Source organism: Leptothrix cholodnii SP-6 (assembly GCF_000019785.1).
Lineage (GTDB): Bacteria > Pseudomonadota > Gammaproteobacteria > Burkholderiales > Burkholderiaceae_C > Sphaerotilus > Sphaerotilus cholodnii.
Map to the genome: position 1 here is coordinate 4,201,843 of NC_010524.1, position 24,528 is coordinate 4,226,370.

Annotated in this window: 22 protein-coding genes; 6 read left to right on the forward strand and 16 right to left on the reverse strand. The window is 70.0% G+C overall.

From position 1 onward, the window contains the following. The first annotated feature begins 18 nt into the window (after window positions 1-18). The 4 genes from LCHO_RS18635 (at window position 19) to LCHO_RS18650 (ending at window position 4,447) form a co-directional block, all read left to right on the forward strand. Entirely contained in the window at window positions 19-3,321 is a 3,303-nt protein-coding gene (locus LCHO_RS18635; RefSeq protein WP_012348745.1) for an efflux RND transporter permease subunit, read from the forward strand. 21 nt (window positions 3,322-3,342) lie between these two features. Continuing rightward, window positions 3,343-3,567 (forward strand): YgaP family membrane protein, encoded by a 225-nt coding sequence (locus LCHO_RS18640; RefSeq protein ID WP_012348746.1) that lies wholly within the window; start codon window positions 3,343-3,345, stop codon window positions 3,565-3,567. 92 nt (window positions 3,568-3,659) lie between these two features. Next, window positions 3,660-3,950 carry a metal-sensing transcriptional repressor gene (locus LCHO_RS18645; RefSeq protein ID WP_012348747.1) on the forward strand — a complete coding sequence of 97 codons (291 nt, stop codon included), beginning with the start codon at window positions 3,660-3,662 and terminating at the stop codon, window positions 3,948-3,950. 50 nt (window positions 3,951-4,000) lie between these two features. Continuing rightward, entirely contained in the window at window positions 4,001-4,447 is a 447-nt protein-coding gene (locus LCHO_RS18650) for an OsmC family protein (RefSeq protein WP_012348748.1), read from the forward strand. Between the two features lie 25 nt (window positions 4,448-4,472). On the opposite strand, the gene LCHO_RS18655 is transcribed toward LCHO_RS18650, so the two are convergent. The 9 genes from LCHO_RS18655 to rpe form a co-directional block, all read right to left on the reverse strand. Next, complete coding sequence (locus LCHO_RS18655) at window positions 4,473-4,829, reverse strand: ArsR/SmtB family transcription factor (protein ID WP_012348749.1); 357 nt, start codon at window positions 4,827-4,829, stop codon at window positions 4,473-4,475. 76 nt (window positions 4,830-4,905) lie between these two features. Continuing rightward, window positions 4,906-5,262: a hypothetical protein gene (locus LCHO_RS18660; RefSeq protein ID WP_012348750.1), complete on the reverse strand. Its 357-nt coding sequence runs from the start codon at window positions 5,260-5,262 to the stop codon at window positions 4,906-4,908. Window positions 5,263-5,309: 47 nt separating this feature from the next. Continuing rightward, window positions 5,310-6,059 (reverse strand): HAD-IA family hydrolase, encoded by a 750-nt coding sequence (locus LCHO_RS18665; protein WP_012348751.1) that lies wholly within the window; start codon window positions 6,057-6,059, stop codon window positions 5,310-5,312. 10 nt (window positions 6,060-6,069) lie between these two features. Further along, window positions 6,070-7,107 carry a class II fructose-bisphosphate aldolase gene (gene fba / locus LCHO_RS18670; protein ID WP_012348752.1) on the reverse strand — a complete coding sequence of 346 codons (1,038 nt, stop codon included), beginning with the start codon at window positions 7,105-7,107 and terminating at the stop codon, window positions 6,070-6,072. 39 nt (window positions 7,108-7,146) lie between these two features. Beyond that, a complete protein-coding gene (locus LCHO_RS18675) occupies window positions 7,147-7,860 on the reverse strand; it encodes an HAD-IA family hydrolase (protein WP_012348753.1) in 714 nt (237 codons plus the stop codon). Window positions 7,861-7,902: 42 nt separating this feature from the next. Next, the gene (tkt, locus tag LCHO_RS18680) at window positions 7,903-9,930 is read right to left on the reverse strand and encodes a transketolase (RefSeq protein WP_012348754.1); all 2,028 of its coding nucleotides are present in this window, start codon (window positions 9,928-9,930) and stop codon (window positions 7,903-7,905) included. Between the two features lie 29 nt (window positions 9,931-9,959). Further along, a complete protein-coding gene (locus LCHO_RS18685; RefSeq protein WP_012348755.1) occupies window positions 9,960-10,844 on the reverse strand; it encodes a phosphoribulokinase in 885 nt (294 codons plus the stop codon). Window positions 10,845-10,961: 117 nt separating this feature from the next. Further along, window positions 10,962-12,059 carry a class 1 fructose-bisphosphatase gene (locus LCHO_RS18690; protein ID WP_012348756.1) on the reverse strand — a complete coding sequence of 366 codons (1,098 nt, stop codon included), beginning with the start codon at window positions 12,057-12,059 and terminating at the stop codon, window positions 10,962-10,964. 48 nt (window positions 12,060-12,107) lie between these two features. Then, window positions 12,108-12,785, reverse strand: coding sequence for a ribulose-phosphate 3-epimerase (gene rpe / locus LCHO_RS18695; protein WP_012348757.1), 678 nt, complete (start codon window positions 12,783-12,785; stop codon window positions 12,108-12,110). 123 nt (window positions 12,786-12,908) lie between these two features. Between rpe and LCHO_RS18700 the strand changes: the two genes are divergently transcribed. Continuing rightward, complete coding sequence (locus tag LCHO_RS18700) at window positions 12,909-13,859, forward strand: LysR family transcriptional regulator (RefSeq protein WP_012348758.1); 951 nt, start codon at window positions 12,909-12,911, stop codon at window positions 13,857-13,859. Here the strand turns inward: LCHO_RS18700 and LCHO_RS18705 are convergent, their stop codons facing one another. Further along, window positions 13,860-14,909 carry a MerR family transcriptional regulator gene (locus tag LCHO_RS18705; RefSeq protein ID WP_012348759.1) on the reverse strand — a complete coding sequence of 350 codons (1,050 nt, stop codon included), beginning with the start codon at window positions 14,907-14,909 and terminating at the stop codon, window positions 13,860-13,862. It abuts the gene before it with no gap. Window positions 14,910-15,182: 273 nt separating this feature from the next. On the opposite strand from LCHO_RS18705, the gene LCHO_RS18710 reads away from it, so the two are divergent. Further along, window positions 15,183-16,445 carry a DUF445 domain-containing protein gene (locus LCHO_RS18710; RefSeq protein WP_012348760.1) on the forward strand — a complete coding sequence of 421 codons (1,263 nt, stop codon included), beginning with the start codon at window positions 15,183-15,185 and terminating at the stop codon, window positions 16,443-16,445. Between the two features lie 19 nt (window positions 16,446-16,464). Here the strand turns inward: LCHO_RS18710 and LCHO_RS18715 are convergent, their stop codons facing one another. The 6 genes from LCHO_RS18715 to LCHO_RS18740 form a co-directional block, all read right to left on the reverse strand. Next, window positions 16,465-17,052, reverse strand: coding sequence for a hypothetical protein (locus LCHO_RS18715; RefSeq protein WP_012348761.1), 588 nt, complete (start codon window positions 17,050-17,052; stop codon window positions 16,465-16,467). Between the two features lie 20 nt (window positions 17,053-17,072). Beyond that, entirely contained in the window at window positions 17,073-17,732 is a 660-nt protein-coding gene (locus tag LCHO_RS18720) for a DUF938 domain-containing protein (RefSeq protein WP_012348762.1), read from the reverse strand. Window positions 17,733-17,780: 48 nt separating this feature from the next. Then, entirely contained in the window at window positions 17,781-19,733 is a 1,953-nt protein-coding gene (locus LCHO_RS18725) for a potassium transporter Kup (RefSeq protein ID WP_012348763.1), read from the reverse strand. A gap of 87 nt (window positions 19,734-19,820) precedes the next feature. Further along, a complete protein-coding gene (locus tag LCHO_RS18730) occupies window positions 19,821-20,552 on the reverse strand; it encodes a winged helix-turn-helix domain-containing protein (RefSeq protein WP_012348764.1) in 732 nt (243 codons plus the stop codon). Next, window positions 20,549-22,186, reverse strand: a complete 1,638-nt coding sequence (locus tag LCHO_RS18735; protein WP_012348765.1) for a sensor histidine kinase — start codon at window positions 22,184-22,186, stop codon at window positions 20,549-20,551. The genes LCHO_RS18730 and LCHO_RS18735 overlap by 4 nt, the downstream gene beginning before the upstream one ends. Before the next feature lie 80 nt (window positions 22,187-22,266). After that, complete coding sequence (locus tag LCHO_RS18740) at window positions 22,267-24,516, reverse strand: nitric oxide reductase activation protein NorD (RefSeq protein ID WP_012348766.1); 2,250 nt, start codon at window positions 24,514-24,516, stop codon at window positions 22,267-22,269. Window positions 24,517-24,528 lie beyond the last annotated feature (12 nt).

The following is a 24,528-nucleotide window of genomic DNA, read 5'->3' on the forward strand; positions in this document are numbered from 1 at the left end:
CACGCACCGGTCAATGACATGAGCAATCAACCCATTTCAACCTCGTCGGACAGCGCGCCGCTGGGCATCTCCGGCCGGCTGGCCGCGCTGTTCCAGGCCAACGCGATCACGCCGCTGCTGGCGCTGGTGGCGCTGCTGCTGGGCCTGTTCGCGGTGCTGGTGACGCCGCGCGAGGAAGAGCCGCAGATCAACGTCACGATGGCCAACGTGCTGATCCCCTTCCCCGGGGCCAGCAGCGCCGACGTGCAGAACATGGTGGCTCGCCCGGCCGAGCAGGCGCTGTCGCAGATCGCCGGCATCGAGCACACCTACTCGGTGGCGCGGCCCGGCGTGGCGGTGCTGACGGTGCAGTTCCAGGTCGGCGTGCCGCGCACCGAGGCGCTGGTGCGGCTCTACGACGTGCTCAACGCCAACCAGGACTGGCTGCCCGCAGGGCTCGGCGCGCTGGCGCCGATCGTCAAACCCAAGGGCATCGACGACGTGCCGGTGCTGGCCGTCACGCTCTGGAACCGCGACGGCAGCCCGGCGCTCGACATGGCGCGCGTGGCCCACGGCATCGAGGCCGAACTCAAGCGCGTACCCGGCAGCCGCGAGGTGCAAACCATCGGCGGCCCGGGCCAGGCGGTGCAGGTCAACCTCGACCCGAGCCGGCTGCGCGAGCGCGGCGTCGATGTGCTGCGCCTGCAGCAGACGCTCGCCGCCGCCAACCTGGCGATGCCCGCCGGCACGGTGATCAACGCCCGGTCGGCGCAGCCGCAGATGCTGGCCATCGAGACCGGCGAATTCCTGCGCTCGGCCGAGGATGTCGCCCAGCTGGTGGTCGGCACCCACGACGGCAAGCCGGTCTACCTGAGCGAGGTGGCGACCGTCGAGACCGGCGCGGCGCAGCCGCAGCGCTTCGTCTGGTTCACGCCGGGTTCGGCGCCGGCGGCCGAGGGTGCGGCCAGCGCCGCAGCGCCCGGTGGCGTCTACCCGGCGGTGACGCTCACCGTCACCAAGAAACCCGGCGCCAACGCGGTCGACGTGGCGCGCGCCGCACGCGATCGGCTCGACGAATTGCGCAACACGCTGGTGCCCGCCGGCGTGCAGATGAGCATCACGCGCGACTACGGCGAAACCGCCGCCGAGAAGGCCAACAAGCTGATCCAGAAGCTCGCCTTCGCGACCGGCTCGGTGATCCTGCTGGTCGGCTTTGCGCTCGGCCGGCGCGAGGCCGTGATCGTGGGCGCCGCGGTGATCCTGACGCTCACCGCCACGCTGTTCGCGAGCTGGGCCTGGGGTTTCACGCTCAACCGCGTCAGCCTGTTCGCGCTGATCTTCTCGATCGGCATCCTGGTCGACGACGCCATCGTGGTGGTCGAGAACATCCACCGCCATCAGCAACTGCACCCGGGCAAGCCGTTGCTCGAGATCATCCCCGGCGCGGTCGACGAGGTGGGCGGCCCGACCATCCTGGCCACGCTGACGGTGATCGCCGCGCTGCTGCCGATGGCCTTCGTCAGCGGCCTGATGGGGCCGTACATGGGCCCGATCCCGATCAACGCGAGCCTGGGCATGGCGATCTCGCTGGCGATCGCGTTCAGCGTCACGCCGTGGCTGGCGGCCAAGCTGATGAAGCCGCACGGTGCCGGCCACGCCGACGCACACGCCGCGCCCACCGGCATCGCCGCCAGGCTGCCGGCGCTGTTCACGCGCGTGCTGACGCCGTTTCTCGACAGCGCGCGCAAGCGCTGGCTGCTGCTGGCCGGCATCGTCGCGGCGCTGCTGTTGAGCGTGGGGCTGGCGGTGGTCCAGCTGGTGGTGCTCAAGATGCTGCCGTTCGACAACAAGAGCGAGTTCCAGGTGGTGGTCGAGATGCCCGCCGGCACGCCGCTCGAAGACACCGCCGCTGCGCTGCAGGATCTCGGCGCCTACCTGGCAAAGCAGCCCGAGGTGCGTGATCTGCAAGGCTACGCCGGCACCGCCAGCCCGATCACCTTCAACGGCCTGGTGCGCCAGTACTACCTGCGCGCCGACGCCGAACAGGGCGACCTGCAGGTCAGCCTGGTCGACAAGAGCCAACGCAGCGAAAAGAGCCACGCGATCGCGCAACGCCATCGCCCGGCGCTGGAGAAGATCGGCGCCGCGCACGGTGCACGCATCAAGGTGGTCGAAGTGCCGCCCGGCCCGCCGGTGATGAGCCCGCTGGTCGCGGAGGTCTACGGCCCCGACGAAGCCGGCCGCCAGCAGCTCGCCGCTCGCATCGCCGGTGCCTTCAGCGCCACGCCCGACATCGTCGGCATCGACAGCTCGCTCAAGGAGGACGCGCCGCGAGCCTTCCTGCGCGTGCAGCGCCAGCGCGCTGAGTCGCTCGGCATCCCGGTCGCCGCCGTGGCGCAGACGGTGCACGGCGCGCTGTCGGGTGTCGACGCGGCCTGGCTGCACGACGGCCAGAGCAAGTACCCGGTGCCGGTGCGGCTGCAGCTGCCGCGTGAATCGCAGGTCGGCCTCGACGCACTGCTGCAGTTGCCGATGCGCGCAGGCAATGGGCAACTCGTGCCGCTGTCCGAGCTGGTGCGGGTCGAAAAGGGCGTGATCGACAAGCCGCTGTTCACCAAGGATCTGCACGGCGTGAGCTACGTGTTCGGCGACATGGCGGGCCAGCTCGACTCGCCGCTGTACGGCCTGTTCGCGATCCGCCCCAAGCTGGCCGAGGCCGCGCTGCCGGGCACCGGCGAACTGGGCGAATACTGGATCCACCAGCCCAGCGACCCCTACCGCCAGTACGCCATCAAATGGGACGGCGAGTGGCAGATCACCTACGAGACCTTCCGCGACATGGGCGCGGCCTACGGCGTCGGCCTGATCCTGATCTACCTGCTGGTGGTGGCGCAGTTCCGCAGCTACCTGACGCCGCTGATCATCATGGCGCCGATCCCGCTGACGATGATCGGCGTGATGCCCGGCCACGCGCTGCTGGGCTCGCAGTTCACCGCCACCTCGATGATCGGGATGATCGCGCTGGCCGGCATCATCGTGCGCAACTCGATCCTGCTGGTCGACTTCATCGAGCTGCAGGTGGCGCAAGGCATGGCCTTCAAGACGGCGGTGATGAACTCGGCGGCGGTGCGCGCCCAGCCCATCGTGCTGACCGGCCTGGCCGCCACGATCGGGGCCTTCTTCATCCTCGACGACCCGATCTTCAACGGCCTGGCGATCTCGCTGATCTTCGGCATCCTGGTCTCCACGCTGCTCACGCTGGTGGTGATCCCGGTGCTCTATTACGCGCTCTATCGCCGCCGCTTCGAGGCGGGCGACACCCCCGCCATCCCGTCCCGCTGAATCAACCCAAGGAGTCTCACCATGACCGTCGACCGCCTGATCCGCATCTTTGCGGGCAGCTTCATCCTGATCTCGCTGGCGCTGGGCGTCGAAGGCAGCCCGCTGTTCGTCAGCAAGTGGGCACTGGCCTTCACCGCCTTCGTGGGCGCCAACCTGCTGCAGTTCGGTTTCACCAACGTCTGCCCGCTGGGCTGGATGCTGCGCAAGGCGGGGGTGCCGGACCAGGCCTCGGCCTGCGCCCGCTGACGGCACGGGTTCCCGCATCACGCTCGATGGAACACGGAGCAGGGACAATGCGTGCATCACCCAAACAGCCGCTACCGGCGGAGTGCTTCACCATGGCCCAGCTTCAGGACGAAACCGCGCGCACCGATCTGCTCAACCGACTCAAGCGCGCCGAAGGGCAGTTGCGCGGCATCCAGCGCATGGTCGAGACCGGTGAGTCCTGCATGGACATCGCCAGCCAGATGGCCGCCGTGCGCAAGGCGCTCGACAGCGCCTACGTGCGCATGACGGTGTGTTTCATGCAGCAGGAGATGCAGCAGCGTTTCGGCATCGAGGGCGAAAAAGCCACCGAACTCGACACCATGCTCGACGACGTCCAGACCCTGCTCGGCAAGGTCCGCTGAGCGCGTTTTTCACACCCCGCACGAGCCGCCCCGGGCGGCAGGAGAAACCCTTGTCCGACGCCCCCGCCACCGTCCGCCTGACCCAGCGCCACGACTACCACTTCGACGCCGATTTCGGCGCCGATCTGCCGCCGTTGCAGCTCGACGAACCGCCGCCGCTGGGCCAGGGCGAGGGGCCGTCGCCGCTGCAGCTGCTGGCCGCGGCGGTCGGCAACTGCCTGTCGGCGTCGCTGCTGTTCGCGCTGCGCAAGTACAAGCAGGCGCCCGAGCCGATCACCTGCGAGGTGCAGGCCCAGACAGGCCGCAATGCCGAGAACCGGCTGCGCGTGACGCAGATCCAGGCCCGGCTGACGCTGGGGGTGCCGGCAGCGTCACTCGAGCGGCTCGATCGCGTGCTCGATCAGTTCGAGGCCTTCTGCACCGTCACCGAGAGCATCCGCGCCGGCATCCCGGTCACGGTCGAGGTGTGGGATTCGACCGGAGCACGCCTGAAATGAACCCCGCGGCGACCGGGCCGCACGCTCAGCGCGCCGCCTTCGGCAGCAGGCGGTCGGCCACCGACAGCTCGGCCTGCTCGTCGAGTTCGATCGCCACCTGCGTGCAGACCGCGCGGCACAGCGTGGCGACGCGCTCGCTCTGCAGGCGGTAGTAGATCTGGGTGCTGTCGCGCCGCTTGCCGAGCACGCCGGCGCGGTAGAGCGTCGACAGGTGCTGCGACATGTTGGGCTGCGTGGTGTCGATCTCGTCGAGCAGCTGCGACACGTTCTTTTCGCCGTGGCACAGCGCGCTGATGATCTTCAGCCGGATCGGCGTCGACAGCAGGGAAAACAGCTCGGCCACCGAATCAAAGACGGTATCGGCCTCGGTATTCGTGTCCATGTGAAAGCTCGCAGTCAGATTGATCTGATCGCGATTCTATTCGCATGGACGAATGGATGCCCCTGCCGGCCCGGCGTCACTTGAAGCGGTAGTGATCGCGCTGCAGCACCGCGCCGACGGCGGTCACTTCCTCGGGGAACAGCTGCAGGTTGAGCTCGGTGCTGCAGTACTCGACCATGCCGCGCAGCGCACCGGGCGTCGAGATGCGGCCCTTGGGGTTGTAGATGCCGTGGCCGTTGCCGCCCACGCGGCGGATGTGGCAGGCGTCGCACTGGTTCTCGCGGATCAGTCGCTCGCCCAGCGCCAGGTCGGCGCCTTCGAATATCCCGTGTCCGGCCGACCACGCGGGGGCTGCTGCGCCCACGGCCGCCGCAGCAGCCAGCCACAGCGCGCCGTTGCGCAGCCGGCGCAGGCTCGAGGCAAATCGGATCATCGTGGGGTCTCCCGTCTTCACAGGAGACCACTGTGCCGCGCATCACGTCATCGGGCAAGCGCCGGCTGCCGATCCGACCACTGCGAGCGCAGCCATTGCGGATCGACCACACCCGCCGACGGGGCCGGCGCCTGATCCAGATCGGCACAGACCCGCCAGGCCGGCGTGTGCGCCGACGCATCGAAATAGACGCTCGGGCATTGCAGCGCGGCCACGCCCGCATCGGCGGCGGCGCGCACGCCGACGTCGCTGTCCTCCAGCGCCAGCGCGGCAGAGGCGTCACACCGCAAGGCCGTCAGCGCCTTCAGGTAGACCTCCGGATGCGGCTTCTTCTGCGCGACGTCCTCGCCGCACAGCACCGCCGCAAAGCCGTCGCGCCACTGCGCGCCGAGCAGTCGGCGCATCAGCGCGTCGACGTTGCTGCGGCTGGTGGTGGTGGCGATGGCCTGCTGCAGACCCGACTCGTGCGCCTGCCGCATCAGCCGCAGCACGCCCGGCCGGGCCACGATCAGGCCGGCCGCCACCCGCTCGGCATAGAACCCGTTCTTGCGCAGATGCAGCGCCCGCGCCAGCTGCTCGCGCTCGGCACCGGGTGGTGGCGCATCGGCGCGGCCGGCGAAATCGTGCAGCAGGCGCTCGCGCCCGCCCGTCACGCGCAGCAGGCTGCCGTAATGCGCCACGTCCCAGCGCCACGGCAGCCCGAAGGCCTCGAAGGCCTGGTTGAACGCCACCCGGTGGCCGTCGGCTTCGGTCTCGGCGATGGTGCCGTCGACATCCCAGATCAGCGCCCGCAGCATCGCGCGACCCTCAGCGATAACGCACCACCATGCGGTCGAGCGACACCGGCTTGATGCCCGCCGCCCGCCCCTCGCAGCCGAAGGCCTTGAAGCGCGCCTCGCAGATGCCGCGCGCCGCCTGGGTGGCCGCCGCCAGCGCCTTGCGCGGGTCGAACTCGCCGGGCTGGGTGGCGAACACCTGGCGCATCGCACCGGTCATCGCCAGGCGGATGTCGGTGTCGATGTTGACCTTGCGCACGCCGCTCCTGATGCCGCGCACGATCTCGTCGACCGGCACGCCGTAGGTCTGCTTGATGTCGCCGCCGTATTGCCGAATGATCGCCAGCCACTCCTGCGGCACGCTGCTGGATCCGTGCATCACGAGGTGGGTATCGGGCACCGCGGCGTGGATCCGGGCGATGCGGTCGATGGCGAGGATGTCGCCGGTCGGCTCGCGGGTGAACTTGTAGGCGCCGTGGCTGGTGCCGATCGCGATCGCCAGCGCGTCGACACCGGTGCGGGCGACAAAATCGCGCGCCTCGGCCGGGTCGGTCAGCATCTGGTCATGGCTGAGCTGGCCCACCGCGCCGACGCCGTCCTCCTCGCCGGCATCGCCGGTTTCCAGCGAACCCAGGCAGCCGAGCTCACCCTCGACCGACACGCCCACCGCATGCGCGATGCGGCAGACATCGGCCGTGACGCGCACGTTGTAGTCGTAGCTCGCAGGTGTCTTGGCGTCCTCCATCAGCGAACCGTCCATCATCACGCTCGAGAAACCCGAGCGGATCGCCTGCACACACACCGCCGCCGAGGCGCCGTGGTCCTGGTGCAGCACCACCGGGATGTCCGGGTGGCTCTCGATCGCGGCCAGCACCAGGTGGCGCAGATAGGCCTCGCCGGCGTATTTGCGCGCCCCCGCCGAGGCCTGCAGGATCACCGGGCTCATGGTGGCCTGGGCCGCCTCCATGATCGACTGGACCTGCTCCATGTTGTTGACGTTGAAGGCGGGCACGCCGTAGTCGTGTTCGGCGGCGTGGTCGAGCAGTTGACGCAATGAAATCAGGGCCATGGATCGCTCCGGAATTGAGGGAATGAATGCGTTCGGGATTCAGTGCAGCGCGCCGGCCGGCTGGTGCGCAGGCTCGCAGCCGCCGAGCACATGGCGGGCGACGTCGGCGATCTGCGCGAACAGCCGCTGCGGCTGCGCCAGCGCCACCGGCTCGCCGCCGTTGTAGCCGTAGGGCACGGCCCACGCCGCGACGCCGGCATTGCGGGCGGCCTCGATGTCGGTGCGCGAATCGCCCACATGCGCCAGCGCGCCGGGCTTGACCTTCAACAGCTGCGCGGTCGTGATCAGCACCGAGCGGTGCGGCTTCTTGTGCGCCAGCGTGTCGCCGGCCACCAGCACGTCGATCAGGTCGGACAGGCCGGCCGCATCGAGCACGCGCTGCGCGTGGCGGCCTTCCTTGTTGGTGACGCAGGCCAGCGGCAGGCCGGCGTCACGCAGTTGCTGCAGCGCCTCGCGCACGCCGGGATAGGCGCGCGCGGTGCTGCCGACCACCGCGGCGTAATGCGCGTCGAGCCGCGCCAGCAGCGCGTCGGTATCGAGCCACTCGACGCGCGCCGGCTGTTCCATCAGGATGCGCGCCAGCAGCTTGATCATCAGCGCGCGCAGGCCGTCGCCGATCAGCTGTTCGATCTCGGCCGGCGGGCGGGGCGCGAGGTCGAAATCGACCAGCGTCAGGTTGACGGCCCGCGCGATCTCGTCGGCGGTTTCGACCAGGGTGCCGTCGAGGTCGAAGCTGATGGCGAGGCAGGACATGGTGGTGCTTTCATCCGATGGACACGGTGGATCGGCGGGATGTCAGAGGCTGGCGGCGAGCGGCGCTCGCGCGGCATCGATCTCGCGTTCGACCAGGCTGGCCAGCGCCGCGGCCGTCAAGCCGAAGTGCTCGAACACCGCCGGCCCCGGGCCGGACTCGCCGAAGCGGTCGATGCCCAAGGCGGCGCAACAGCCGTACTGGCCCCACCAGCGCGACACCCCCGCCTCGACACCGATCCGCGGCAGGCCGCGGCCCAGCACCGCATCGCGCCAGGCGCGGTCCTGCCGGTCGAACAGCGTCGTGCACGGCAACGACACCACTCGCACGCTGATGCCACGGCCATCGAGCAACTGCTGCGCCGCCATCGCCAGGCCGACCTCGGAGCCGGTGGCCAGCAGCACCGCCTGCGGCTGCGGCCGGTCGCTCAGCACATAAGCACCGCGCCGGATCGCCACCAGCTGCTCGGGCTCGCGCAGCTGCGCCGGCAGGTTCTGGCGCGACAGCAGCAGCGCGCTCGGCCGCTGCGCCTGCTGCAGCGCGTGGGTCCAGGCGACCGCGGTTTCGGCCGCGTCGCACGGGCGCCAGACGTCGAGCCCCGGGATCAGCCGCAGGCTCGCCGCGTGTTCGACGGGCTGGTGCGTCGGGCCGTCTTCACCCAGGCCGACCGAGTCGTGCGTGAACACGTGCACCACGCGCAGCTTCATCAGCGCGGCCATGCGGACGGCGTTGCGGCTGTAGTCGCTGAAGGTCAGGAAGGTGCCGCCGTACGGGATGAAGCCGCCGTGCAGCGCGATGCCGTTCATGATCGCGGCCATGCCGAACTCGCGCACGCCGTAATGCACGTGGCGGCCGCCGAACTCGCCGCCGCGCACCGCGCCGCAGCCGGGGAAATCGGTCAGGTTCGAGCCCGTCAGGTCGGCCGATCCGCCGAGCAGTTCGGGCACACGCGGCGCAAGCGCGGCGAGCACCTGCTGCGAGGCCTTGCGGCTGGCCACGCTGTCGCGCGACTGGCCGAACTGCAGCATCGCGTTGAGCAGCGTCTCCTCGAAATCGGCCGGCAGATCACCGCGCACACGGCGCTCGAACTCCGCCGCCAGCGCCGGGTGTGCGGCGCGATAAGCCGTCAGGCGCTCGGCCCATTGCTGCTGCAGGGCAGCACCGCGCTCACGTGCATCCCAGGCCGCTCGCAGCGATTCGGGCACCTCGAACGGCGCATGCGGCCAGCCGATCGCCGCACGGGTGGCGGCGATCTCGGCGGCGCCGAGCGGCTCGCCGTGCGCGCGGGCGGTGTTGGCGCGATTCGGTGAACCGTGACCGAGGCGGGTGCGGCAGATGATCAGCGTCGGCCGCTCGCTGCTGTGCTGCGCCTGCGCGATCGCCTGGTCGACGGCGTCGACATCGTGGCCATCGAGCGTGCCGATCACGTTCCAGCCGCAGGCCTTGAAACGCAAGGCGGTGTCGTCGGCAAACCAGCCCTGCACCGGGCCGTCGATCGAGATGCCGTTGTCGTCGTACAGCGCCACCAGCTTGTTCAGACCCCACACGCCGGCCAGCGAGATCGCCTCCTGGCTGATGCCTTCCATCAGGCAGCCGTCACCGAGAAACACATAGGTCCGGTGATCGACGATGTCATGGCCCGGGCGATTGAATTCGCGCGCCAGCAGCTTCTCGGCCAAGGCAAAACCGACCGCATTCGTCAGGCCCTGGCCGAGCGGGCCGGTGGTGGTTTCGACACCCGGCGTCAAGCCGACTTCCGGGTGGCCCGGCGTGCGGCTGCGCAATTGACGAAAGGCCTTCAGGTCATCGATCGACAGGTCGTGGCCGCTCAGGTGCAGCAGCGCGTACAGCAGCATCGAGGCGTGGCCATTGCTCAGCACGAAACGGTCGCGGTCGGGCCAATGCGGATCGGCCGGGTTGATGCGCAGATGGCGGCCCCACAGCGCCACCGCCATCTCGGCCATGCCCATCGGCGCGCCGGGGTGGCCGGAGTTGGCCTTCTGCACCGCGTCCATCGCCAGTGCGCGCAATGAGTTGGCCATCTCGGTGGCCAGAGGAAGAGTCGTGTTCATCGGGTGATTCCTGGTTTTCTCGGATTGATTCAAAGCGCGCCGAGAGAACGCTTGCGCCTCTCCATCATTCGCCAGATGAACGGCGTGAAGATCAACTGCATCGCCAGCTCCATCTTTCCGCCCGGCACCACCACCGTGTTGGCGCGCGACATGAAGCTGCCGTTGATCATGTTGAGCAGGTACTGGAAGTCGATGCCCTTCGGGTTCGCGAAGCGGATCACCACCATGCTTTCGTCTGGCGACGGGATGTCGCGCGCAATGAACGGGTTGCTGGTATCGACCATCGGCACGCGCTGGAAATTGACATGCGTGTGCGCGAACTGCGGGCAGATGTAGTTCACGTAATCGGGCATGCGGCGCAGGATGGTGTCGGTCACCGCCTCGGTGCTGTAGCCGCGCATCTTCTTGTCGCGGTAGAGCTTCTGGATCCACTCGAGGTTGATCACCGGCACCACGCCAATCAGCAGGTCCGGGTGGCGGGCGATGTCGACCTCGGGCGTGACCACCGCGCCGTGCAGGCCTTCGTAGAACAGCAGGTCGGTGCCCTGCGGCACGTCTTCCCACGGCGTGAAGGTGCCGGGATCCTGCTTGTAGGGCGCGGCTTCTTCCGGGTCGTGCAGGTACTTGCGGCGCTTGCCGCTGCCGCATTCGCCGTAGCTGCGAAACAGGTCCTCGAGTTCGGCAAAGAGGTTGTTCTCGGGGCCGAAATGGCTGAAGTTGCGATTGCCGTTCTTCTCGGCGTCGGCCTGGCGGACCTTCATCTCCTTGCGGTCGTAGCGATGAAAGCTGTCGCCCTCGATGACCGCGGCGGTGATCTTCTCGCGCCGGAAGATGTTGTCGAAGGTGCGGGTCACCGAGGTGGTGCCCGCGCCCGATGAGCCGGTGATCGCGATGATGGGATGGCGTTCTGACATTTGAATCTCCGTCTTGTCTTGATGTCGGGTCAGCGCGGCAGGCCGAGCGCCGGGCCGCCCCAAGCCGGCCGGCATCCCCTCGGGGGATCGGCCGACGTATGCGTCGGACGAGGGGCGTCAGTCCCTGAACAGGCTGCGCTCGGCAAACAGCGGCGTCGCGAATTCGCGCGTCACGGGCTCGTGGTGGTAACGCTCGATGCGCTCGACCTCGTTCTTCGAGCCGAACACCAGGCCGATGCGCTGATGCAGCGACGTCGGCTTGACGCCCAGCATCGGCTGGCGCCCGGTGCTGGCACGTCCGCCGGCCTGCTCCATCAGCATGCCGATCGGGTTCGCCTCGTAGAGCAGGCGCAGGCGCCCGGGCTTGCTGGCGTCCTTGGTGTCGCGCGGGTACATGAACACGCCGCCGCGCATAAGGATGCGGTGCGCCTCGGCCACCATGCTGGCGATCCAGCGCATGTTGAAGTCCTTGCCACGCGGGCCCGTCGCGCCGGCCAGGCACTCGTCGACATAACGTTTCACCGGCGGCTCCCAGAAGCGCGCGTTGGAGGCGTTGATCGCGAACTCCCGCGTGTCGGCCGGCACCGTCACGTTCGCATGCGTGAGCATGAACTCGCCCAGCGTCGGGTTCAGCGTGAAGCCGGCCACGCCGTTGCCCACCGTCAGCATCAGCATCGTGGTCGGACCGTAGAGCGCATAACCGGCCGCCACCTGGGCCGCGCCGGGCTGCAGGAAATCGGCCTCGGTGACATCGCGGCCGCTGTCGATCACGTCCTGCGGTGCACGCAGGATCGAGAAGATGCTGCCCACCGACACGTTGACGTCGATGTTCGACGAGCCGTCGAGCGGGTCGAACACCAGCAGGTACTTGCCACGCGGGTACTGGCCGGGGATCTGGTACGGCGTCTCCATCTCTTCGGACGCCATGCCAGCCAATGAGCCCGACCATTCATTGCGACGGATGAAGACCTCGTTGCTCAGCACGTCGAGCTTCTTCTGCACCTCGCCCTGCACGTTGACGGCGCCGCCGGTGGGCATCGCCGCCGCGTCCCCGAGGGCATCGCCGAGTTCGCCGAACGCCACCGCGCGGGCGATCGCCTTGCAGGCGAGCGAGACGTCGAGGATCAGCGCATTGAGTTCGCCGCTGGCGCCGGGGAAACGGCGCCGTTCTTCGATCAGGTACTGGGTCAGCGTGGACCGGTTGGACAAGGGCATGGTGGGTCTCTCTGGAGTTGTCGGATTCGGTGAATCGGTGAATGCGGCTCAGCGGCCCAGCTCGGTGCGCATCGCGTCGATCACGCCGCGGTATTCGGCCTGGCTGAAGATCGCGCTGCCGGCCACGAAGGTGTCGGCGCCGGCGTCGGCGATGCGGCGGATGTTGTCGACCTTGACGCCGCCGTCGACCTCCAGGCGAATGTCGCGGCCGGTGGCCTCGATCAGCCGGCGGGCGCGTTCGATCTTGCGCAGCGCGCTGTCGATGAAGCTCTGGCCGCCGAAGCCGGGGTTGACGCTCATGATCAGGATCAGGTCGACGCGGTCGATCACGTACTCGAGCACGTCGAGGCTGCTGGCCGGGTTGAAGGCCAGGCCGGCCTGGCAGCCGGCGCCCTTGATCAGCTGCAGCGTGCGGTCGACGTGCGCGCTGGCTTCGGGGTGGAAGCTGATGAGGTCGGCACCGGCCTTGGCGAACGCCAGTGCCAGCTCGTCGACCGGCTGCACCATCAGGTGCACGTCGATCGGGCAGGCCCGGCCGTCGGGCTTGACGCTGTGTTTCTTGAGCGCCTGGCAGACCATCGGCCCGAAGGTCAGGTTGGGCACGTAATGGTTGTCCATCACGTCGAAATGGATCCAGTCGGCACCCGCGGCCAGCACGTTGCGAACTTCCTCGCCCAGGCGGGCAAAGTCGGCCGAAAGAATGCTGGGGGCGATGCGGTGCTGCATGACGGTCTGCCTCGTTTTTCAGGGGGTGCGCAAGCGGCCGACGGGCCGCCTTGACCTCAATTTAGGCGCGGCGTTCACTAAGGTAAATTCACCAATCTTTGGGTTGTGATTCAGGAACGCTGAATGAAAACCGTCACCTTCCGTCAGCTGCGGGTTTTCACCGAGGTGGCTCGCCACCTCAGCTTCGTGCGTGCCGCCGAGGCGCTGCACCTCACGCCGCCGGCCGTGACGATGCAGGTCAAGGAGCTCGAATCGGCCATCGAGCTGCCGCTGTTCGACCGCGAGGGCCGCAAGGTGTCGCTCACCACCGCGGGCGAATATTTCCTGGTCTATGCCAAGCGGCTGTTGTCGACGCTCAAGGAGGCCGACGACGCGATGGCGCGCTTTCGCAAGGTCGAGTCGGGCGTGCTGAGCGTGGGCATGGTGGGCACGGCCAAGTACTTCGTGCCGCAGTTGCTGGCGCGATTCCGCATCGAGCATCCGGGCATCGAGCTCAAGCTGCAGGTCGGCGCCAACCGCGAGCAGCTGGTGGCGCTGCTGCAGCAGGGCGAGGTGGACCTGGCGATCATGGGCCGCCCACCGCGCGAGATGGCCACCCGCGCCGAGCCGTTCGCGGCGCACCCGCACGTGTTCATCGCGCCGCCCGGCCACCCGGTGCTGGCCCAGGGCCGCACCACGCTGTCGGAGCTGGCGAGCTATCCGCTGATCGCGCGCGAGCCGGCCTCGGGCACCCGCGCGCTGATGGACCGCTTCTTCCAGGAGCACCGCGTCGAGCTGCGCATCGCGATGGAGATGCCCAGCAACGAGACCATCAAGCAGGCCGTGATGGCCGGCATGGGCTTGAGCTTCCTGTCGCTGCACACCATCGGGCTGGAGCTGCGCTGCGGCCTGCTCGAGCTGGTGCACGTCGAGAACGCGCCGATCGTGCGCACCTGGAACATCGTGCACATGCAGTCCCGGCTGCTGTCGCCGGCCGCCGAGGCGCTGCGCTATTTCATGCTCGAACACGGCGAGGCACACCTCGCCGAACACGACCGCCCGTGGCTGGGCGGGCGCATCGACCTGAACCGCTGATCAGGCCGACGGCGGCACCAGCCCCTCGATCACCGCCACCCGCTCCAGCGCTGACTCGAACAGCGAGCGTGCAGCCCCCGCCACCTGGCCCAGATAGGCGTGCAGCACGGCGTCGGCCGGGCTGCGGTCGCGGCACTGCGCGCTGTAGGCCTCGAAGTGCGACAGCTGCATCAGCAGCTCGGCCAGGTGGCGCGGGCATTCGCAGGCGATGGTCGACGACAGGCCGGCAAAGTCGGCCAGTTCGGCGTCGCTGTAGCGGCGCTCGGGCACCGGGCCGAGCGCCACCAGCCGGGGGTCGGTGACCGGCGCGGCGCAGTCGATCGGCTCGGCGGGCGCGGCCGGCGTCTGGGCCGCCTCGCCGCACAGGCCGCCCAGCCAGGCGCCGAGCGCGGCATCGTCACGCGGCTCGCGCAGCAGCGCCACGCCGGCGGCGGCAAACGCATCGCCGATGGCCGCGGACGCGAAGCCGTAGAACACCGCCAGGCGCGCGGCGCCGATCGCCCGAGCCGCCGCCTGCAGGTCGGCCAGGTCGCCTTCGTGCAGGCCGCTGGCGTGCACCAGCAGGACATCGACACGCGGGCCGGCCGGCGGCAGATCCAGCTCGGCCAGGTCATCGAGGTGAGCGACGCCGGCGACGATGTCGAGCGGGCGGCCGAGCCGGCGCTGCAGCGTGGGCCGCTGCAGCCGGCGCAGCAGCGCGCCCCCCGCCACCACCACCCGCCACGGCAGCACCGGGGCGGCCGCCGGCAGCGTGCGCGCGCCGGCAAGCGTGGTGGCGTGGGTCGCGGCCACCTGCCGCAGGCCCTCGGCATCGAGCCCGGCGATCGAGCCGATCGAATGGCCCAGCTCGGTCAGCTGCTTGACCAGCGCCAGCCGCTGCACGTCGGCGGCCGAATACAGGCGGTGGCCGGTCGGGCTGGTGGCCGGCGCGGCCACCTGGTAGCGGCGCTCCCAGATGCGCAGCGTCGCCACCGGCATGCGGATCATGCGGGCCACCGCGCCGCTGCGGTAACACGGCCGGGTTTCGTCGGCGGAGGTTGGATCGGGCATCGACATCGAATCAAGTTCGGTTGAATCGTTTATGAATCGGTTTTATGGATAAATCAAGGCAAAAGCCTGTTGAACGACGCCGATTTGAGCCTGAAACCGCGCTTCAGTTCCGGCAACCCGACTCAACACCCTGCCCCCCGTGTGGCCGCGACCCGGGTTCAGGCGTCGTCCGCTGCGGTGAGAGGAAGGCCGGCGCCTGAAGTTGCACGGCCGGCGCGGGTCACACTGGGCACCTGAACGGCCGCTGAGGGCCGCCCTGCCAGGAGGAGGCGGATGAACCGAGAAGACCGAGAAGACCGACAGCGCGCGCGATTGCAGGCCATGCGCCGGGTCGCCACCGGCCTGCTCGTGCTGATGGTCGGGGTGTTCGTGCTGGCCCGGGCCCATGCGGGCGAACATCCCGCCTGGGGTTACCTGGCCGCGTTTGCCGAGGCCGCGATGATCGGCGCCGTGGCCGACTGGTTCGCGGTGGTGGCGCTGTTCCGCCATCCGCTGGGCATCCCGGTCTGGCACACCGCCATCATCCCGACCCGCAAGGACGAGATCGCGCGCACGCTGGGCGAGTTCGTCGAATCGCATTTCGTGACGGTCGATGCCATCGTGGCCCGCATCCGCAGCCACGATCCGGCGGCCTGGCTGGCGCGCTGGCTGGCACAGCCGCCCAACGCCGAGCGGATCGGCCGCTGGCTGAGCACCGCGGCGCGGCAGATCCTGGCCTCGGTGGACGACCGGCCCATCCGCGCCCTGCTGCGCCGCAGCCTGACCGAGCGCCTGGCCGCCTGCGACCTGGCCGCACCGGTGGCCCGCTTCGGCGGCGAGCTGGTGGCCGAGAAGCGCCACCACGAGCTGTTCGACTGGGCCCTGCGCAGCACGCAGGACTGGCTCGACAGCGAAGGCGCCGAGGCCACGCTCGGTGTCGCGCTCGATTCGGTGCTCGACAACCGCTTTCTCGCGCTGTTCAAGGGCAGCGCCGCCAGCCGCATCCGCAGCGGGCTCAAGAACCTGGCCGAAGCCGCCGCGAACGATCCGCAGCACCCGCTGCGCCTGCGCTACGACGCCTTCGTCGCCGAATGGCTGACCCGGCTCGGCAACGATCCCGAGGTGAGCCGGCGCCTGAAGGACTTCCAATCCGCCACGCTCGACAGCCCGCGCCTGCAATCGGCCTTCGACGGCTTGTGGGACGAACTCAGGAACGGGCTCGACGCCGACCTCTCGCATCAGAACCCGGCCATCGGCCGGCAGGCATCACGCGTGGCGCGCGAATGGGGCGAGAGCCTGGCCGGCGACAGCGACCGTCGCGCCCGCATCAACGACGCGCTGGTGGCGGCGGTGATCCCGCTCGTGGCCGACAACCGCGGCAAGGTGGCCGCCTTCATCCAGGCGCAGATCGATGCCTGGTCGAAAGAGGAGATGACGCAGCGGATGGAACTGGCGGTCGGGCGCGACCTGCAGTTCATCCGCATCAACGGCACGCTGGTGGGCGGGCTGGTCGGGCTGGCCCTGCACTTCGGCGTCACCCTGCTGCAGGGCCCTTGATCCGCCGGCCTGGAAGGGACTACCTGTCCTTGCCCAGCGCGACCCGGAACGCCTCGAGCCGGGCCTCGTAGTCGGCCGCGTCGCCGTAGTCCAGAAAGCGGTTGTAGCGCGCGTGCGTGCCGAGGATCTTGCGGGCATGCTTGATCGGGCAGAAGTACTGCTCGGTGCGTGCCACGATCTCGGTCATGTAGGCCATCAGGCCGTTGGCGTATTCGCAATAGGTGCAGTGGAAACGCTCGAAGGCATTGAGATAGCCGAGGTGCTGGCGGTCGTAGACCATGTAGTCGCCGCGCTTGACCCGGCCGATGCCGTAGATCGGGAAGCAGAGCCACTGGTAGAGGGTCACGCACAGATCGACCAGCATCAGCGGCACCGCCATGCCGTAGATGACCGGGCCGGTGATCAGGTTCTGCGGCCGGTTCGTCACCAGCCAGCGAAAGACGTTCTTCTTGAGCTTGAGATGGGCCTCTCTCACCGAGCGCTCGAACTCGACCCGCTTGCCGTCGATGCGGAAGAACATGCGGCTTTCCTGATCGTGCACGGCGCTGCGCAGTTCGTCTTCGAGCGCGGCCATCTGCGCCAGGAGCTGGGTGATTCGTTCGTTCATGGGATCCTTGACGTCGACACTCAGCCCGCCACGCCCTGAAGCCGCAGCGCCACCATCAGGTTGTTGGCCGGCATCTCGAAGCGCTGCTCGAAGTGCAGGCCGCAGGCCTGCGCCTCGCCCATCACGTCGGCCAGCCGGCGCAGGCCCCATTGCGGATCGCGTGCGCGCAGATCGGCATCGAAGGCCCGATTGCCCGGTGCGGTGCTGACGCCGTCGACCACGAACGGCCCGTAGAGCACCAGCACGCCACCCGGGCGCAGGTGCCGCGCGGCGCCGCACATCAGCGCCGCGCAGGTCGCCCACGGCGAGATGTGCAGCATGTTGGCGCAGAACAGCGCGTCGAACTTGAAGGCGTCGAAGGTGCCCGGCCCCTGCGGCCAGACCGCGGCCAGCACGTCGAGCTGCAGCGGACTGCGCACGTTGTGCAGCGCAGCGCAGCGGGCCTCGATCGCCGGCAGGCTTTGCGCATCGGCGTCGGTGGGCTGCCAATGCCAGTGCGGTCGCGCGGCGGCAAAGTGCGCAGCGTGCTGGCCGGTGCCGCTGGCGATCTCGAGCACCGCGGCACGGGCCGGCAGCAGGTGCGTCAGCACCTCGAGGATGGGGCCCTGGTTGCGCTCGGCGGCGGGGCTGAAGGGCAGCAGGTCGTCGGCGTGGACGGCGGGGGGGCGGTCGTGATTCATGGCATGGGGCGGCGCGAGCGGTGAGGCACCGATCATGCCGCCGCACACTCAGATCTGCACCCTCGTTCCGAGCTCGACCACGCTGTTGTCGGGCAGCCGGAAGAAGGCGACCGCGCTGCCGGCGTTGCGCGTCATCGCGGCATAGAGGCGCTCACGCCAGTGCGCCATGCCGCTGCCGCGGGTCGGCACGATGGTTTCGCGGCTGAGGAAATAGCTGGTCTCGAACGGCGGGATCGGCAGGCCCTGCGACTCGCACAGCTTGAGCGCCTTGGGCACGTCGGGCGTGTTCATGAAACCGAAGTTCAGCGTCACGCGCCAGAAGCCGTGCCCCAGCGGCTCGACCCGGGTGCGCTCTTCCATGCCGACCCACGGCGTGTCCTTGAAGCACACGGTCAGGATCACGTTGCAGCTGTGCAGCACCTGGTTGTGCTTGAGGTTGTGCAGCAGCGCCTGCGGCACGGTGGTCGGATCGGCCACGGCATAGACCGCCACCCGCGCGGCGCGCGACATCGCGCCCGGCTCGAGCTGGTCGACAAACGGCTGCAGTTCGAGGCCGTCGCTGCGGATCGCCTCCAGCGTCAGCGCGCGGCCGCGCTGCCAGGTGCTCATCAGCGCGAACAGCGCCGCACCCAGTCCGAGCGGGAACCAGCCGCCGTCGACGATCTTGACCGCGCAGCCCGCCACCATCAGCGCATCGATCGCCAGGAAGAACGCCGTGGCGCCGGCCGCCACCGCGAGCGGCAGCTTCCAGCCCTCGCGCACCACGAACCAGGTCAGCACGGTGGTGATGAACATCGTCAGCGTCACCGCAATGCCGTAGGCGCCGGCCACCGCCGACGAACTGCGGAACAGCAGCACCACCGCCATCACGCCGGCCAGCAGCACCCAGTTGACCGCCGGCAGGTAGATCTGGCCCTGCTCGCGCGCGGAGGTGTGGCGCACCGCCATGCGCGGCAAAAAACCGAGCTGGATGGCCTGGCGCGTCATCGAATAGGCGCCCGAGATCACCGCCTGCGAGGCGATGATGGCCGCCAGCGTCGCCAGGCCGAGCGCCGGCCAGATCAGCGCCGGCGGAAACAGGCGGTAGAACGGGTTCTCGATCGCCGACGGGTCGGCCATCAGCAGCGCGCCCTGGCCCATGTAGTTGAGTGCGAGCGACGGCAGCACCAGCGCGTTCCAGGCCAGCTGCACCGGAAAGCGGCCGAAGTGGCCCATGTCGGCATACAGCGCCTCGGTGCCCGTGACCGCCAGCACGATCGCACCCACCACGAACAGCACCAGCGGCCCGCGCTCCCACAGGAACTGCAGGCCGTGCAGCGGGTTGAGCGCGGCCAGGATGGCCGGCTGCGCGGCGATGTGCACCACGCCGGTGACGGCGAGCGTGCCGAACCACAGCACGATGATCGGCCCGAAGGCGCGCCCGACCGCGGCCGTGCCGTGGCGCTGCACGAGGAACAGGCCGAGCAGGATCGCCATCGTCGCCGGCACCACGTAGGGTTTCAGCGCGGGGGTGGCGATCTCCAGCCCCTCCATCGCGCCGAGCACCGAGATCGCCGGCGTGATGACGCTGTCGCCGTAGAACAGCGTGGCGCCGAACACGCCCAGCAGCAGCAGCGCATGGCGCAGCCGCGGCCGCGACGCCACCGCGTGCGCCGCCAGCGCGGTGAGCGCCAGCACGCCACCTTCGCCTCGGTTGTCGGCGCGCAGCACCAGCAGCACGTACTTGAACGTGACCACCAGCATCAGGGCCCAGAAGATGCACGACACCGCACCGATCAGGTTGGCGTGGGTCAGCGCCACGCCGTTGTGGGGCGAGAAGATCTCCTTGACGGTGTAGAGCGGGCTGGTGCCGATGTCGCCGTAGACGACACCCAGCGCCGCCAGCGTCAGCGCCGCCCAGCCCTGGCGGCGGTGCGCGTGCTCCGGCGAAGGCTCGGCCGGCTCGGCGGGGTCGGCGGACGGCTCGATGGCCGTTGCGTGGGCGTTGGTGGGGGCGTTCATGCGGACGGCTTGCGGCAGTGGATCTGGCCGCCAGACTGCCCGCCAGCCCATCAGGAACGCATAAGGACGCGCCAGCCGACGGCGCGGCTACTGCGATTCCTGCGCCGGCTCGACCAGCCGGTAACCCACGCCCGGTTCTGTCAGCATCAGGCGCGGCTCGGCCGGTTCGGGCTCCAGCTTGGCGCGCAGCTGCGCCATGTAGAGCCGCAGGTAATGCGTGTGGGACACGTACTCGGCCCCCCACACGTCGGCCAGCAGCTGGCGGTGCGTCACCACCTGGCCGGCGCTGCGCACCAGCCGGGCGAGCAGCTTGAACTCGGTGGGCGTCAGGTGCACCGGCTGGCCGTCGCGCTGCACCGTCTGCCGGACCAGATCGATCTCCACGCCCTCGCCCCGGTAGTGCGTGAGCGCCGCCCGCACCGTGGTGCCGCGGTGGCGCAGCGCCACCCGCAGCCGCGCCAGCAGCTCGCCGACGCTGAAGGGCTTGACGAGGTAGTCGTCGGCGCCGGCGTCGAGCAGGCGGATCTTCTGGCCCTCGGCCTGGCGCGCCGAGATCACCAGCACCGGCAGCGCCTGGCGGCGTCGCAGGTTGACGAGCAGGGTCTCGCCGTCGCCGTCGGGCAGGCCGAGGTCGAGCACGATCAGGTCGATGCCCGGCTCGTCGGCCAGCCGCCCCGGCCTGCCGGCGTGGCCGACCAGCGCCAGCCCCTCGGACAGGCTGGCGGCGGTCAGCACCTGGTAACCCTCGACCGTGAGCGCGTCGCGCAGCGTGGTGCGCAGCTCGCGGTCGTCCTCGACCAGCAGCACGCGCAGCGTCACGACGACGGCTCCTCGGCGGGCGGCGGCGGGGTGCGCAGCGGCAGCTCGCACTCGAAGCTGCAGCCGCCGTGGCCGCGCGCGCGCAGGCGCAGCTCGCCGCCGTGGGCGCGGGCGATCGCGCGGCAGACCGCCAGGCCGACGCCGGCGCCGGGCCGGGCGCGGGCCGGATTCGAATCGGTGGCGGCCATGTCCGGGCTGCGCGAGGCGGCGCCATCCATCGGCTCGGCGCCACGGTGAAAGACGTCGAACACCCGGCTGCGCCAGGCCGGCGCGATGCCGGGCCCGCGGTCGCGCACCGCCAGCACCACGTGTTCGACCCGGCGCTGCACCAGCAGCTCCACCGGCGCCTCGGCCGGGCTGTACTTGAGGGCGTTGTCGATCAGGTTGTCGAGCATCTGCGCGATCAGGATGGCGTCGCACCACAGCAGCGGCAGGCCGGGTTCGAGCCGGGCGCGCACGCGCCGGGCGGGGTCGCGCTGGCGGGCGTGGCGCAGCACGGCGCCGACGATCTCCTCGGCCGACTCCCAGTCGCAGCGCAGGGTCACGCCCGGCGCGTCGAGCCGCGCGAGCTGCAGCGTGTTGTCGGTCAGGCGGCTCAGGCGCGTCACCTCGTCGACGATGCTGTGCGCCAGCCGCTGGCGCTGCGCGGGCGCGAGCCGGTCGGCCTGCTCGTCGAGCGACGAGGCGGCGCTCATGATGGTGGCCAGCGGCGTGCGGTAGTCGTGCGAGATCGCCGCCAGCAGCGCGTTGCGCACCGCCTGGGTCTGCGCCTGCGCCAGCGCGTCGCGCTCCTCGCGCTCGGCCAGCGCACGCTGCAGCGCCAGGCCCATCTGGTCGCACAGGGCCTGGAGGTGGGCGTGCAGGTCGGCGTCGACGGGCGCGTCGACGTCATCGCCGCGCAGCACCGCCGCGCCCAGCGTGATGCCGCGCCCGCGCAGCGGCAGGTACCAGTCGGGCTGATCCTCGAAAAGCCCGGTGCCCGGCCCCATCGCCCGGCCCTGGCGCTGGCAGTGCCAGAGGCCGGCCTGCTGATCGGCGTCGACGCGGCCGTAGCGCAGCACGTCCGGCTGCGGCTGGCTCGGATCGACCGGGCTTAGGCCGGCGTTGGCAGTGCCGCGCGCCTTCAGCACCATCAGCGCGGCCGGTCGGTGGGCGGTGGCCTGGATCGCCTCGCCCAACGCGCTGACGTGGGCCAGCGGATCGACCGCGTCGCGCAAGGTTTCGCCCAGGCGGCGCAGCTGTTCGGCGCGCGCGGCCTGTTCGCCCGCGTGGCGGGCCTGCTGGCGCAGCGCCACCATCAGCGCCGCGACGATCCAGTTGACCAGCAGCATCGCCAGCAGCAGCAAGGCGTGCTGATGCAGGTCGACCGTGAACTGGCCACGCGGGGGCACGAAGGCGAAGTTGAAGGCCAGCACCGCCGCCGCGCCGGCCAGCACCGCCACCGACGCTCGCAGCCACAACGAGGCCAGCGCCGAGGCCAGCACCAGCACCATCGCGAGGTTGGCGAGGTCGACGTGGCCGTCCAGCGCCAGCATGGCCACCCAGCCGGACGCCCAGACACCCGCAGCCAGCCACGGTGATCCGACCCGGTCGAGCCGTGCGGCACTGCCATCGATCGACAAGGTCTGCTTCATGACGCCAGACCTTAGCAGCGCGGGCATCAGCAAGTCATCAGGATCGCCGGCGGGCGCAGCCTCAGCGCACCTTCAGTCGATCAACGGGTGAGCCCCAGAAACACCTCCGGCAAGCGCCGCGGCAGTTGTTCGACCCGGTCGATCACCGTGAAGCGGCGGCCGAAGATGCGCCCGACGTAGGTGTCGGCCTTCGGGTCGAGGCTGATGCAGTGGGCGTAGACGCCGTCGCGATCGAGCTCGCGCACCGCCTGGGCGGCGTCGGCGATCAGGTGCTGCGGGTCGTTGACATCGATGTCGGCGGGCTGGCCGTCGGTCAGCACCAGCAGCAGGCGCTTGTGTGCCTGACGGCCCGACAGCAGGTGGCCGGCGTGGCGCAGCGCCGCGCCCATGCGGGTGGAATAGGCGCCCTCGGCACCGGCGAGGCGGGCCTTGGGTGCATCCGACCACGGCTCGGCAAAACCCTTGATGTGCAGGTAACGCACTTCGTGGCGGGTGTTGGAGTGGAAACCCGCGATCGCGAGCTGATCGCCCAGCGCTGCGATCGCGCCGGCCAGCAGCGCCACCGCGGCGCGGCTGAGCGACAGCACCGTTTCGTCGCTGCCCGGCACCGCATCGTTGACCGACGCCGACAGGTCGATCAGCAACAGCACCGCGATGTCGCGCCCGTCGGTGCGGGTGCTCATCTGGAACCGCGAGTCGGGCTCGGCACCGGCGCGCCAGTCGGTCAGCGCGCGCAGGGCGGCGTCGAGGTCGAGTTCGCTGCCCTCCTCCTGATGGCGCAGCCGGGTGCGGTCCTGCGGCTTGAGCAGGTCGAGCAGGCGCTGGAGGTGACGCGCGACCGGGGCGTGGCGGGCGAGCAGCGCGTCGATGTCGGCCGGATCGCCGGCGGGTTGCAGCGTGTCGTAGACGCTCGTCCAGTCGGGCCGATGGCTGCGGATCGCCTCGTCCCACTCGGGATAGTGATGCGGCGGCAGCGCCGCATCCGCCGGCGGCGCGGGCTTGCGGCGGGTTTGATCGAACGACTCTTCTTCGTCGCCGGCTTCGATGTAGCGCCACAGCCCGCGGTTGTCGTCGCGCCAATCGACCTGGGTGTCGGTGAAGTTGACGCGGGCGAGCTGGTCGCTCTGGCGGCGCGTGGCCGCGGCCCATTCGAGCGCCAGCATGGCCATCTCGGCGGTCGAGGATTCGCGCTCGTGCAAGGCCGCGTGAAAACGCGCGTGGAAGTCGCGCAAGGCCGGCTCGCGGTAGCCGTGATCGGCATCGAGCAAGGCGCGCGACAAACAGGCCAGCCGGTGGCGCAGAGACGACTCGTGCGCCGGTTCACACGCCCCTTCGACCGGCTGCGGGTGCAACGCCAGCAGCGTGCGCCGCAGGCCGGGATAACGGCGCAGCACCAGGTGGTCGATGCGCGCATCCTCGAAACACTCGACCGCCAGGCGCTGCAGCGGGCTCAGGTTGTCGGCCACCTGCGGCTGGCTCCAGCGCTGATGGCCGACCAGGTGCGCGAGCATGGCGCGGTAGCGGTCGATTGCCGGCACGCCGGCGCGGTCATCGAGCACCTCGGGCAGGCGCAGGCCGTCGGGCTGCGCGTAGGGTTGCGTCACTGCATGCGTGCCGGGCTCGAACCCCGTCTCGACCGGATAGGGCACCAGCGCCATCGGCGCCGCCCACAGCCCGCGCAGCGTCAGCGCCAAGCGCCGCTCGACGTCGACCAGCAGCGTGCCGTGGCGCTCGCGTTGCAGCAGCGCGCGGCTGTCGGGCGTGGCGAGCGCGAAGTGGTCGATCTGGCGCTGCGGATGCGCGCCGTGCAGGCGGATGCCCTCGTGCACCCAGCGCCGCAGGCCGTCGAGCGGCACCTGGCCGACCAGCATCGGCGCACGCGCCAGAAACGTCGGCAGGCTCGGGCTCGGTTCGGTGGCGTGACGGCCGTGGATCGACACGCTGGTGCGCTGCATCAGCTCGACCGCCAGCGCCAGGTACTGCGCCATCAGCGCGGGCGAACGCAGCCGGCGCGCGACGGCAGGCAGGCTCTGCAGCAGCGCGGCGATGGCCGGGCCGTTGGGCGATTTCTGGAAGGCGTCGACAGCACGCGCCAGGGCTTCGAGCGTGGCCTCGCCAGCCACGCTGGCGACCGCCGGCCAGGCCTCCAGAAACACCAGCAGCGGCTCGGCACCGCGGCCGAGCTTGCCGAGCCGGCGGGCCTGTTCGAGGTAGGCGTCGAAGCCGGGCGGCGTGAGCACACGCAGCGCTTCGTCGATGCAATCGTCAAAGACGTCGTCGACCGCAGCGAAGCGGCAGTCGAGGCGTTCGCGCAAGGCGGACCGATTCACGCCATCTCTCCG